This window comes from Pseudomonas fluorescens (assembly GCF_000968015.1).
Classification (GTDB): domain Bacteria; phylum Pseudomonadota; class Gammaproteobacteria; order Pseudomonadales; family Pseudomonadaceae; genus Aquipseudomonas; species Aquipseudomonas fluorescens_W.
Genome location: NZ_LACH01000026.1, coordinates 74,592 through 87,069, shown reverse-complemented (window position 1 = coordinate 87,069; position 12,478 = coordinate 74,592). Strand labels below are relative to the sequence as shown.

The window sequence follows — 12,478 nt, the reverse complement described above, 5'->3', positions numbered from 1 at the left end:
CAACTTCAAGAAAGTCTTGCTGCTCAACCCGCCGGTCAACCTCTACACCTCGATTACCAACCTGGACAAGCTCGTCCAGACCGAGGTCAAGGGCATCAACAACACCACCACTTTCTACGAGCTGGTGCTGGACAAACTGACCCGTTACTTCCAGCAGAAAGGCTACATCGACCTCAACGATGCGCTGCTCTACGACTTCCAGCAATCCAAGCAGCACCTGAGCAACGAACAGATGGCCATGTTGATCGGCACTTCGTTCCGCTTCTCGGCAGCCGACATTGCCTTCACCTCGGACCTGATCAACCGTCGCGGTCTGATCACTCCACCGAAATACCCGATCACCGAAGGCACCACCCTCACGCCGTTCCTCAAACGCGCGCTGCAGTGCGACTTCGACTGTTACATCACCGAACAAGTCATCCCGATGTGGCGCGCCCGCACCGACGGCGGGAGCCTGCTGCAACTGATCGACCAGGTCAGTTTGTATGCACTCAAGGATTATCTGCACGACAGCCCGAAAATCGCCGTCATGCACAACGCCGACGACGTGATTCTCGGCCCTGGCGACCTTGGTTTCCTGCGCAAGACCTTTGGTGATCGTTTGACCGTTTATCCACTGGGCGGCCATTGCGGCAACCTTAATTACCGCGTCAACAGCGACGCCATGCTGGAGTTCTTCCGTGGCTAAATATCTCCTGCTTATCGCAGCGTTACTCTGTGCAGGCGTCGCCAATGCCGACAACAGCAAAGCCAACGCACCGGTTGTGATTGACAGTGACGGCTTCAAGGAGCCGCTGAGCAAACTCAAGTTCAACCCGGGGCTGGATCAGCGCGAGTTCGAACGCTCGACGCTTAGCGCGCTGGCCGTCTACGACCCGCTGGAAGAGTGGAACCGCCGCGTCTACCACTTCAACTACCGCTTCGACCAATGGGTGTTCCTGCCAGTGGTCGATGGCTATCGCTACATCACGCCGAGTTTCCTGCGCACCGGCGTGAGCAACTTCTTCAATAACCTCGGTGACGTGCCGAACCTGTTGAACAGCCTGCTGCAGTTCAAGGGGCAGCGCTCGATGGAAACCACCGCGCGCCTGCTCCTCAACACCACCGTCGGCATCGCCGGCCTTTGGGACCCGGCCACCGCCATGGGCCTGCCGCGCCAGAACGAAGACTTCGGCCAGACGCTGGGCTTCTACGGTGTACCGGCCGGCGCCTACTTTGTGTTGCCGATCCTCGGCCCTTCGAACCTCCGCGACACCGGTGGCCTGGCAGTGGACTTCAGCGCGGAATCGGCGATCAACTTCCTGAACGTCTCCGAAGTCAGCGAAAACCATCCGGAAATCTGGGTCCTGCGTGGCATCGACAAGCGTCACCAGAACAGCTTCCGCTATGGCAAGCTGAACTCACCATTCGAATACGAGAAAGTGCGCTACGTGTACACCGAGTCGCGCAAGTTGCAGATCGCCGAGTAAATCCATCGGCAACAAAAAAGGCCATTCGATGCAGATCGAATGGCCTTTTTCATGAGGTCTTTCAAACACCATTAAACCAATGTGGGAGCGAGCTNNCTCCGGGCGGCGCTCCGACGATGAGGCAGTGTCAGTCCCCATACATGTTGACTGAACCACCGCTATCGCGAGCAAGCTCGCTCCCACACTGGGATAGTGTCTGGCTTCAGCCCTTCAGCCCTTCAGCCCTTCAGCGCTTTCCAGAGCTTGCTGGCAACCATCACACCCGCCAACACCACCGCCCCCGCCACAATCCCCGCCACCGCATTCAGCAACGTCGGCACGACAAACCCGGCACCGCCCGCCCCTGCGCTGACGCTCTCAATCCAGTGATGAACCACCGGCACGCCGTGGGTGAGAATCCCGCCACCCACCAGGAACATCGCCGCCGTGCCGATCACCGACAGGCTTTTCATCATGTACGGAGCCGCACGCAGGATCCCGCCGCCAATGCTTTTGGCGATCTGTCCAGGCTTCTGAGTCAGCCACAAGCCGAGGTCGTCGAGTTTGACGATGCCGGCCACCAGGCCATACACACCGATGGTCATGACGATGGCAATGCCCGAAAGCACGATGACTTGTTGGCTCAGCGTGGCATCTGCCACCGTGCCCAGGGTGATTGCGATGATTTCTGCAGAGAGAATGAAGTCGGTGCGGATGGCGCCTTTGATCTTGTCCTGCTCGAACGCCACCAGATCGACCGCCGGATCAGCCACGGCCTCGACCAGTTCTGCATGCTCGGCCTGGTCTTCAGCCTTGCTGTGCAGGAATTTATGGGCCAGTTTCTCGAAACCTTCGAAACACAGGTACGCGCCGCCGATCATCAACAACGGTGTGACCAGCCAGGGAATGAACGCGCTGATGGCCAACGCCGAGGGTACCAGGATCAGCTTGTTGAGAAACGACCCCTTGGCCACCGCCCACACCACCGGGATTTCCCGCTCGGCACGCACACCGGAAACCTGTTGGGCATTGAGCGCCAGATCGTCGCCGAGTACGCCGGCAGTCTTCTTGGCGGCCATTTTGGTCATCAACGCCACATCGTCGAGTACCGCGGCAATGTCGTCGATCAGCAACAGTAAACTGCTTCCTGCCATGAATCAGATTTCCTTCTTGAATGGATGCCGCGCAGCATAACGCGGCCGGGTGCCACACGGGGCATTCTTGAGCGCCGCGCGAGGCCGGTGCTACCATGCGCAACCGCCAGAACAGGCAAGGAACCCCCTGGTTTATGAGCACCATCCGCGAGCGCAACAAAGAACTGATCCTGCGTGCCGCCAGTGAAGAATTTGCCGACAAGGGCTTCGCTGCGACCAAAACCAGTGACATCGCAGCCAAGGCGGGATTGCCCAAGCCCAACGTCTACTACTATTTCAAATCCAAGGAAAACCTCTACCGCGAGGTCCTGGAAAGCATCATCGAACCAATTTTGCAGGCCTCGACACCGTTCAACGCTGATGGCGTGCCGAGTGAAGTGCTGAGCGGCTACATCCGCTCGAAAATCCGCATCTCCCGCGACCTGCCCTTTGCCTCCAAGGTGTTCGCCAGCGAAATCATGCACGGCGCCCCGCACCTGAGCGCTGATCTCGTTGAACGGCTCAACGGCCAGGCCAAGCACAACATCGACTGCATCCAGACCTGGATCGACCGCGGCCAGATCGCCCCGATCGACCCCAACCACCTGATGTTCAGCATCTGGGCCGCGACCCAGACCTATGCCGACTTCGACTGGCAGATTTCCGCGGTAACCGGAAAGGCCAAGCTCGATGAGGCCGACTATGAAGCGGCGGCGCAGACGATTATCCGGTTGGTGCTCAAGGGGTGTGAGCCGGACCGTTAGACCGTGGTGCGGCCATTCGCGAGCAGGCTCGCTCCCACATTGAAATACATTTCCCTGTGGGAGTGAGCCTGCTCGCGATGAAGGCAACTCGATTTCAGCTCAAACCCAAACAGCATCCCACAACGGATAATCGCCAAGCTTCTCGACCAGTCCAGCCCGCAACGGGTTGGCTACTACATCTCGAGCCAGTTTCACCAAATCCTCTTCCCGCCGCAGTGCCCTATCATGAAATCCTCTCTGCCAGAGACTGGTGCTTCGACCGGTAGACTGCCTTATGGCTTTGGTACTCATCGACTTGGTTTTTTGCATCAGCTCACTCAAAGATCCCTTCTGCAATTCAATCAACCAATGAAAATGATCTGGCATGACCACCCAAGCCAACGAGTTCGCAAAGCCTAGATTCTGTGCATTGCGAAATTGATCGACCACCAGCCGGCCCAAGGTGAAATCCTTGAAAACCGGGGTTCTGTGAACTGTGTTGGTGGTTAACAGATAAATTCGACTGGCTTCGGCATAGCGACCGATTCGCAATCGATTTGCGGCAGGTAAATCCGGCATTCCTTAGCCTCCCGTGATCAGGTCATGAGAAGGCTAGCTCCGTGGATTGAAGTGGGAGGGGCAAAATATTGGCTGGATGTGTCTGGTAGATAGCTATCGCGAGCAGGCTCACTCCTACAGGGGATTCAAGCAGTCGGACAATTTGTGTCCGACCACAAAACCTGTGGGAGCGAGCCTGCTCGCGAAAGCGGTAGATCAATCAACAAAAATATTAGGCAGTCACCCCCGCATCCGCCCGCAACCCCGACGCCTCAATCGCGTTGATCGCACATTGCTCATCAACATCAGAAAGATCACCGCTGATACCAACAGCCCCCAGCACATTCCCGTCCTGATCCCGAATCAATACACCGCCCGGTGCCGGGACGACGCTGCCCTGCCCCAGACTGTTCAAAGCGGCGATAAACGCCGGTCGTTGTTGTGCGTCCAGCGCCAGCAGGCGTGAGCCTTTGCCCAGGGCAATGGCGCCCCAGGCTTTGCCGATGGCGATCTGCGGGCGCAGCAGGCTGGCGCCGTCTTCACGCTGCAGAGTGACCAAGTGTCCACCCGCATCCAGTACGGCGATGGTCAATGGAGCCGCCGAGATTGCACGCCCTGCGGAGATAGCCTGATTGGCCAGGTTGACTGCGACTTTCAAGGTTAAAGCGCTCATGGTGCCGTCCTCATTTTGTTATAGGGAAAGCTGCTGGACTGCGTTTTGTTCAGAAGTCCGATGCAACAAATAGAACACAATGAGTTATTTTTTTGTATACAATAATTCTCGAAAAGCGCCACATGCGACGAAAAGCCACAGTAGACCGGGCTTCCGACGAATGAAACGGCCGCTTGAGAAAATGGATTGACCTGCGCCGTCCGCCGTGAATACACTCTGCGCAAAGCCACTTGTATACAATTACAAAACGTAAGAGGCACAAAACCATGAGCAAAATGAGAGCAATCGAAGCCGCCGTTCTGGTGATGCGCCGTGAAGGGGTTGATACCGCTTTTGGCATCCCCGGCGCCGCGATCAACCCGCTGTACTCCGCCTTGCAGAAGGTCGGTGGCATCGATCACGTCCTTGCTCGCCACGTTGAAGGCGCCTCGCACATGGCCGAGGGCTACACCCGCACCAAGGCCGGCAACATCGGCGTGTGCATCGGCACTTCCGGCCCGGCCGGTACCGACATGGTCACCGGGCTCTACAGCGCCTCGGCCGACTCGATCCCGATTCTTTGCATTACCGGCCAGGCACCCCGCGCCCGTATGCACAAGGAAGACTTCCAGGCTGTCGACATTACCTCGATCGTCAAGCCAGTGACCAAGTGGGCAACCACTGTCATGGAACCGGGTCAGGTGCCTTACGCGTTCCAGAAAGCCTTCTACGAAATGCGCTCCGGCCGTCCAGGCCCGGTGCTGATCGATCTGCCGTTCGATGTGCAGATGGCTGAAATCGAATTCGACATCGACGCCTATGAACCACTGCCGCTGGCCAAGCCAACCGCTAACCGCGTGCAAATCGAGAAGGCCCTGGCAATGCTCGATCAGGCCGAGCGTCCGTTACTGGTGGCCGGTGGTGGCATCATCAATGCCGACGCCAGCGAGTTGCTGGTGGAGTTCGCCGAGCTGACCGGTATTCCGGTGGTCCCGACCCTGATGGGCTGGGGCACCATTCCGGACGATCACCCGTTGATGGTCGGCATGGTCGGTCTGCAAACCTCGCACCGCTACGGCAACGCCACGATGCTCAAGTCCGACCTGGTGCTGGGTGTCGGTAACCGTTGGGCCAACCGTCACACCGGTTCGATCGACGTTTACACCGAAGGCCGCAAGTTCATTCACGTTGACATCGAACCGACCCAGATCGGCCGCGTGTTCACCCCGGACCTGGGCATCGTTTCCGACGCCGCTGCCGCGCTGACCGTGTTCATCGAGGTCGCTCGCGAATGGCAAGCCGCCGGCAAGCTGAAAAACCGCAGCGCCTGGTTGCAAGACTGCCAGCAGCGCAAGTCCAGCCTGCAGCGCAAGACTCACTTCGACAACGTGCCGGTCAAGCCGCAGCGGGTTTACGAAGAGATGAACCAGGTGTTCGGCAAAGACACCTGCTACGTCAGCACCATCGGTCTGTCGCAGATTGCCGGCGCGCAGTTCCTGCACGTCTACAAGCCACGTCACTGGATCAACTGCGGTCAGGCAGGTCCTCTGGGCTGGACCATTCCGGCAGCGCTGGGCGTGGTCAAGGCTGATCCGACTCGCAAGGTCGTGGCACTGTCGGGCGACTATGACTTCCAGTTCATGATCGAAGAGTTGGCGGTGGGCGCGCAGTTCAAGCTGCCGTACATCCACGTGGTGGTGAACAACTCGTACCTGGGGCTGATCCGTCAGGCTCAGCGCGGTTTCGACATGGACTACTGCGTGCAGCTGTCCTTCGACAACCTGAACGCTCCAGAACTCAACGGCTACGGTGTCGACCACGTCGCAGTCGCTGAAGGTTTGGGCTGCAAAGCGCTGCGTGTGTTCGAACCGGGTCAGATCCAGCCTGCCCTGCGCAGGGCTCAGGAGCTGATCGAAGAGTTCAAGGTGCCGGTGATCGTCGAGATTATCCTGGAGCGTGTGACCAACATTTCCATGGGCACCGAGATCAACGCCGTCAACGAATTCGAAGACCTGGCGCTGGTCGGCAACGATGCGCCAACGGCGATTTCGTTGCTCGATTAACAGCTGAACGCTCCCTGTGTAGGAGTGAGCCTGCTCGCGATGAGGCCGTTACATTCAACATCAATGTTGACTGACATCACGCTATCGCGAGCAGGCTCACTCCTACAGGGGGCCCTCACAGATTTACGGGAGACCACCATGCCGCGTTTCGCAGCCAACCTGTCCATGCTGTTCACCGAGCAGGATTTTCTTGCCCGTTTTGAAGCTGCCGCCAAGGCCGGCTTCAGTGGTGTCGAATACCTGTTCCCTTACGATTTCAGCTCTGCCGAGATCAAAGCCAAGCTCGATGCCAATGGCTTGACCCAAGTGTTGTTCAACCTGCCGGCCGGTGACTGGGCCAAGGGCGAACGCGGTATCGCGTGCCTGCCGGACCGGGTTGAAGAGTTCCGCGCCGGTGTCGACCTGGCGATTGCCTACGCCAAAGTGCTGGGCAACACCCAGGTCAACTGCCTGGCCGGTATTCGTCCACACGGCATCGACGATGCCACCGTGGAAAAAACCTTCGTCGCCAACCTCAAATACGCCGCCGACAAGCTGCAAGCGGCGGGCATCAAACTGGTGATGGAAGCGATCAACACCCGCGACATCCCGGGTTTCTACCTGAACAACACCGCGCAAGCCCTGTCGATCCGCGAACAGGTCGGCAGCGCCAACCTGTTCCTGCAATACGACATCTACCACATGCAAATCATGGAGGGCGACCTGGCCCGCACCATGGCTGCGCACCTGGGCGAGATCAACCACATCCAGTTGGCCGATAACCCTGGGCGCAACGAACCGGGCACCGGTGAAATCAACTACCGCTTCCTGTTCGAACACCTGGACCGCATCGGTTATCAGGGTTGGGTTGGCTGCGAATACAAGCCGCTGACCACCACTGAAGCGGGCTTGGGCTGGCTTAAAACCCATAACGCGATCTGACACAAATCCCCTGTAGGAGTGAGCCTGCTCGCGATGAATTCACCTTGGTACACCTGATGTACCGCAGCGCCTGAATCGCGAGCAGGCTCACTCCTACATAAAAGCAACAGCTCCCCTATTTGCTTGAGCAACACAAAAAAAAGAGGAATTTCTCATGGCTAAAATCGGATTTATCGGCACCGGCATCATGGGCCACCCAATGGCGTTGAACCTGCAGAAAGCCGGTCACAGCCTGTTCCTGTCGGCGCACCACGACCCCGCGCCTGCTGACCTGATTGCTGGTGGCGCTGTCGCCCTGGCGAACCCGAAAGAAGTCGCGCAAGAAGCCGAATTCATCATCGTCATGGTGCCGGATACCCCGCAGGTCGATGACGTACTGTTCCGCGAAGACGGCGTTGCAGCCGGTGTGGGCAAAGGCAAAGTCGTTATCGACATGAGCTCGATCTCGCCGACCGCCACCAAAGCCTTCGCTGCCAAAATCAACGAAAAAGGCGCTCAGTACCTCGACGCGCCAGTGTCCGGCGGTGAAGTCGGCGCCAAGGCCGCGACCCTGAGCATCATGGTCGGCGGCGATGCCGATGCCTTCGAACGCGTTCTGCCACTGTTCCAGGCGATGGGCAAGAACATCACCCTGGTGGGCGGCAACGGCGACGGTCAAACCGCCAAAGTGGCAAACCAGATCATCGTGGCGCTGAACATCCAGGCCGTGGCCGAAGCCCTGCTGTTTGCGTCGAAAAACGGTGCCGATCCCGCCAAGGTCCGTGAAGCGCTGATGGGCGGTTTCGCATCCTCGAAGATTCTCGAAGTGCACGGCGAGCGCATGATCAAAGGCACCTTCGACCCGGGCTTCCGCATCAGCCTGCACCAGAAGGACCTGAACCTGGCCCTGGCCGGCGCGCGCGAGCTGGGCATCAACCTGCCGAACACCGCCAACACCCAGCAAGTGTTCAGCACCTGCGCAGCGATCGGCGGCAGCAACTGGGACCACTCCGCGCTGATCAAGGGCCTGGAACACATGGCGAATTTCTCGATTCGCGATATCAAGTAAGCCCTGCCCCACCCTGTAGGAGTGAGCCTGCTCGCGATGGAATCAGCGCGGTGTACCTGACACACCGCGTCGCCTGAATCGCGAGCAGGCTCACTCCTACAGTGATCTGTGTTGCCCTTTCAAATAACAAGAAATCCGGGAGCCCGCCATGTCGGTCAATCCGCAACAATTCCTGCGCGAGCTGTTTGCCACAGCCATCGACGCGGCCCATCCGCAGCAAGTCCTCGAAGCCCATTTGCCCAAAGACCGCAGCGGTCGGGTAATCGTCATCGGCGCCGGCAAAGCCGCCGCGGCCATGGCCCAAGTGGTGGAGCGTTGCTGGCAGGGTGAAGTATCAGGTTTAGTGGTGACGCGTTACGGTCACGGCGCCCCGTGTGAAAAAATCGAAGTGGTTGAAGCCGCTCACCCGGTGCCTGACGCTGCCGGTCTGGCGGTCGCCAAGCGCGTGTTGGAACTGGTCAGCAACCTGACTGAAGACGATCGTGTGATCTTCCTGCTCTCGGGCGGTGGCTCTGCCCTGCTGGCGTTGCCCGCGGCCGGCATCACCCTGGCCGACAAGCAGTCGATCAACAAAGCCCTGCTCAAATCCGGCGCCACCATTGGCGAGATGAATTGCGTCCGCAAGCACCTCTCGGCGATCAAGGGCGGCCGCCTCGGCAAAGCCTGCTGGCCTGCCACTGTTTATACCTATGCGATTTCCGATGTACCGGGCGACCTCGCCACGGTCATCGCCTCCGGCCCTACCGTGGCCGACCCGAGCACCTCGGCCGAAGCACTGGGGATCCTCAAGCGCTACAACATCGAAGTCCCGGCCTCGGTGCGCAACTGGCTGCTGAGCCCGGAATCAGAGACGGTCAAACCCGGCGATCCGAGCCTGGCGCGCAGTCACTTCCAGTTGATCGCCCGTCCGCAGCAGTCGCTTGAAGCCGCTGCGGTGAAAGCGCGGCAAGCCGGTTTCAGCCCGTTGATCCTCGGCGACCTGGAGGGTGAATCCCGCGAAGTGGCCAAGGTTCACGCCGGTATCGCCCGTCAGGTCGTGCTGCACGGTCAACCATTGGCGGCGCCCTGCGTGATCCTCTCGGGCGGTGAAACCACGGTCACCGTACGCGGCAATGGCCGTGGCGGACGCAATGCCGAATTCCTGCTGAGCCTGACCGACAGCCTCAAAGGCCTGCCCGGCGTCTACGCGCTGGCCGGCGACACCGATGGCATCGACGGCTCCGAAGACAACGCCGGCGCAATCATGACCCCGGACAGCTACGCCCGCGCCGCCGCACTCGGTCTGAGCGCCAGCGACGAGTTGGACAACAACAATGGCTACGGCTATTTCGAGGCGCTGGACGCGTTGATCGTCACTGAACCGACCCGCACCAACGTCAACGACTTCCGTGCCATCCTGATTCTCGAGAGCCCTAAAAATGACGCCTGACAAGAAGGTTAAAATCCTCGCCACCCTCGGTCCTGCCACTAACGGGATCGACGACATCCGTGAGCTGGTGCAGGCCGGGGTCAACATCTTTCGCCTGAACTTCAGCCATGGCGATCACGCCGACCATGCTCAGCGCTATCAGTGGATTCGTGAAGTCGAGCGCCAGCTGAATTATCCGCTGGGCATTCTGATGGACCTGCAAGGTCCGAAACTGCGGGTCGGCAAGTTCGCCGGGGGCAAGGTGCAACTGCATCGCGGTCAGGCCTTGCGTCTGGATCTTGACCCGACGCCGGGTGATGAACGCCGGGTCAACTTGCCTCACCCGGAAATCATCGCGGCGCTCGAACCGGGCATGGACCTGCTGCTGGACGACGGCAAGCTGCGTCTTCGCGTTGTGACCAAATACTCCGACGCCATCGACACCACCGTGCTCAATGGCGGCGAACTGTCGGATCGCAAAGGCGTGAACGTGCCTCAAGCGGTGCTGGAACTGAGCCCGCTGACCGCCAAGGATCGTCGCGATTTGAGCTTCGGTCTGGAGCTGGGTGTGGACTGGGTCGCGCTGTCGTTTGTGCAGCGCCCGGAAGACATCCGCGAGGCGCGCGAACTGATCGGCGACAAAGCGTTTTTGATGGCCAAGATCGAGAAGCCATCGGCGGTGACTCAACTGCGCGAGATCGCCGAATTGAGCGACGCGATCATGGTTGCTCGCGGTGACCTGGGCGTGGAAGTGCCGGCCGAAAGCGTGCCGCAGATCCAGAAAAACATCATCAGCATCTGCCGTCAGCTCGGCAAACCGGTGGTGGTGGCGACGCAGATGCTGGAGTCGATGCGCTTCTCCCCTGCCCCGACCCGTGCCGAGGTGACCGACGTTGCCAACGCCGTGGCCGAAGGTGCGGATGCGGTGATGTTGTCGGCAGAAACTGCCTCTGGCGAGTACCCGCTGGAAGCCGTGCAGATGATGAGCAAGATCATTCGTCAGGTGGAAAACGGCCCGGACTATCAGGCGCAACTGGACGTGAGCCGGCCTAAGGCTGAAGCGACTGTTTCCGATGCGATCAGCTGCGCGATTCGTCGCATCAGCAATGTGCTGCCGGTGGCAGTGCTGGTGAATTACAGCGAGTCCGGTACGTCGAGTTTGCGTGCGGCGCGGGAACGGCCGACGGTGCCGATCCTCAACCTGACGCCGAACCTGCAAACCGCTCGCCGGTTGACGGTGGCGTGGGGCGTGCACTCGGTGGTCAATGATCGGCTGCGGCAGGTGGATGAAGTGTGCTCGACGGCGCTGGAAATTGCCCAGGCGCAGGGCATGGCCAAGCGTGGCGACACGTTATTGATCACGGCGGGTGTGCCGTTTGGGCAGCCGGGGTCGACTAACTCTTTGCGTATCGAAACACTGATTTAACGACCAACCTTTGTGGTGCCTGCACTGGCCTCATCGCGAGCAAGCTCGCTCCCACAGTTGATTTGTGTACACCACAAATTCAATGACTGAACAAAGATTCAGTGTGGGAGCGGGCTTGCTCGCGAAGCAGGCGACTCGGGCCCTCTGACTCACAGACCTAAAATGCCTGCCAACCACTTCAACACCCACTGCCCCGACTGGGCCACTGCCCTGCTCAACGGATTCAGCCAGATCTTCCTCCAGCGTCATCCGCTGTGCGGTCTGCTGTGCCTGCTGGCCATTCTTTTCACCGCGCCCGCCCTGCTCGGCGGTGCACTGCTGGGCGGTGTCGCCGGGCTGCTCACCGCGCAACGACGCGGTTATGCCAAGGCCGATCGTCAGGCCGGGCTGTTCAGTTACAACGGAGTCTTGCTCGGTTTGCTGCTGAGCCTCTACTTCCCGTGGTCAGCGATGTTGCCGCCGCTGATCATTGCCGCGGGCGGCCTGAGCGCGATGTTCACTCAACAGTGGCTCAAACGCGTGCGGGTCAGCCAATACCTGCCTGCCTATACGGCGCCCTTCGTGGGGCTGGGCTGGTTGCTGCTGTGCTTCGCCACGCCCTCGACAAATGCGCACCTGATCGAAATCAATACGCTGAACATGCTCGCCGCACCACTCAAAGGCCTCGGCCAGGTGATGTTCCTCGGTCATCCGCTGGCCGGTGCGATGATTGCCGTGGGTTTGCTGATCGCTGATCGCCGCGCATTCTGCTGGGCGTTGTTGGCGTCTGTTGCGGGCATGGGCTGGAGCATGCTGCATCACGATTTCTATACCGCATTGATCGGCCTCGGTGGCTATAACGCCGTACTCGCCGCCCTCGCCTTCAGCTCGCAGCGCCAAAAGTCTTGGCTGCCGCTGGTCGGTATTGCATCAGCGCTGTTGCTGACGCCGGTGTTTGCCGCCATCGGTCTGCCAACGCTGACTGCACCTTTTATCCTCGCCTGTTGGCTGATCCGTACGATTGTTCAAATGCTCGGCAAGACCACTGTCGCCCGTACGCCTTGCACTCTGGAGGAGAATCAACCTAGGCTTCGCTGAT

Annotated in this window: 11 protein-coding genes and 1 pseudogene; 9 read left to right on the top strand and 3 right to left on the bottom strand. The window is 59.6% G+C overall.

Going from position 1 to position 12,478, the window contains the following annotated elements:
* Both VD17_RS32590 and VD17_RS14050 read left to right on the top strand, forming a co-directional pair.
* Positions 1–688 (top strand): annotated as a pseudogene (locus VD17_RS32590) (serine/threonine protein kinase); the annotation flags it as partial.
* Positions 681–1,469: an MlaA family lipoprotein gene (locus VD17_RS14050; RefSeq protein ID WP_046054320.1), complete on the top strand. Its 789-nt coding sequence runs from the start codon at positions 681–683 to the stop codon at positions 1,467–1,469. The pseudogene VD17_RS32590 and the gene VD17_RS14050, both read left to right, overlap by 8 nt.
* Before the next feature lie 218 nt (positions 1,470–1,687).
* Here VD17_RS14050 and VD17_RS14045 read toward each other — a convergent pair whose 3' ends face one another.
* Positions 1,688–2,602: a DUF808 domain-containing protein gene (locus VD17_RS14045; RefSeq protein WP_046054319.1), complete on the bottom strand. Its 915-nt coding sequence runs from the start codon at positions 2,600–2,602 to the stop codon at positions 1,688–1,690.
* A gap of 134 nt (positions 2,603–2,736) precedes the next feature.
* Between VD17_RS14045 and VD17_RS14040 the strand changes: the two genes are divergently transcribed.
* Positions 2,737–3,345, top strand: coding sequence for a TetR/AcrR family transcriptional regulator (locus VD17_RS14040; protein ID WP_046054318.1), 609 nt, complete (start codon positions 2,737–2,739; stop codon positions 3,343–3,345).
* 99 nt (positions 3,346–3,444) lie between these two features.
* Here VD17_RS14040 and VD17_RS14035 read toward each other — a convergent pair whose 3' ends face one another.
* Positions 3,445–3,903 carry an REP-associated tyrosine transposase gene (locus VD17_RS14035; RefSeq protein WP_046054317.1) on the bottom strand — a complete coding sequence of 153 codons (459 nt, stop codon included), beginning with the start codon at positions 3,901–3,903 and terminating at the stop codon, positions 3,445–3,447.
* A gap of 211 nt (positions 3,904–4,114) precedes the next feature.
* Positions 4,115–4,555, bottom strand: coding sequence for a GlcG/HbpS family heme-binding protein (locus VD17_RS14030; RefSeq protein ID WP_046054316.1), 441 nt, complete (start codon positions 4,553–4,555; stop codon positions 4,115–4,117).
* 266 nt (positions 4,556–4,821) lie between these two features.
* Between VD17_RS14030 and gcl the strand changes: the two genes are divergently transcribed.
* The 6 genes from gcl to VD17_RS14000 all read left to right on the top strand — a co-directional run bounded on the left by gcl (position 4,822) and on the right by VD17_RS14000 (position 12,477).
* On the top strand, positions 4,822–6,597 hold the full coding sequence (gene gcl, locus VD17_RS14025) for a glyoxylate carboligase (protein ID WP_033056046.1): 1,776 nt from the start codon (positions 4,822–4,824) through the stop codon (positions 6,595–6,597).
* Between the two features lie 138 nt (positions 6,598–6,735).
* Positions 6,736–7,518 carry a hydroxypyruvate isomerase gene (gene hyi, locus VD17_RS14020; protein WP_046054315.1) on the top strand — a complete coding sequence of 261 codons (783 nt, stop codon included), beginning with the start codon at positions 6,736–6,738 and terminating at the stop codon, positions 7,516–7,518.
* A gap of 154 nt (positions 7,519–7,672) precedes the next feature.
* Positions 7,673–8,566: a 2-hydroxy-3-oxopropionate reductase gene (locus VD17_RS14015; protein ID WP_046054314.1), complete on the top strand. Its 894-nt coding sequence runs from the start codon at positions 7,673–7,675 to the stop codon at positions 8,564–8,566.
* Between the two features lie 148 nt (positions 8,567–8,714).
* Positions 8,715–9,995, top strand: coding sequence for a glycerate kinase type-2 family protein (locus VD17_RS14010; RefSeq protein WP_046054313.1), 1,281 nt, complete (start codon positions 8,715–8,717; stop codon positions 9,993–9,995).
* Positions 9,985–11,400, top strand: a complete 1,416-nt coding sequence (gene pyk / locus VD17_RS14005; RefSeq protein WP_046054312.1) for a pyruvate kinase — start codon at positions 9,985–9,987, stop codon at positions 11,398–11,400. Before VD17_RS14010 ends, pyk begins: the two co-directional genes overlap by 11 nt.
* Before the next feature lie 162 nt (positions 11,401–11,562).
* Entirely contained in the window at positions 11,563–12,477 is a 915-nt protein-coding gene (locus VD17_RS14000; protein WP_046054311.1) for an urea transporter, read from the top strand.
* Position 12,478 lies beyond the last annotated feature (1 nt).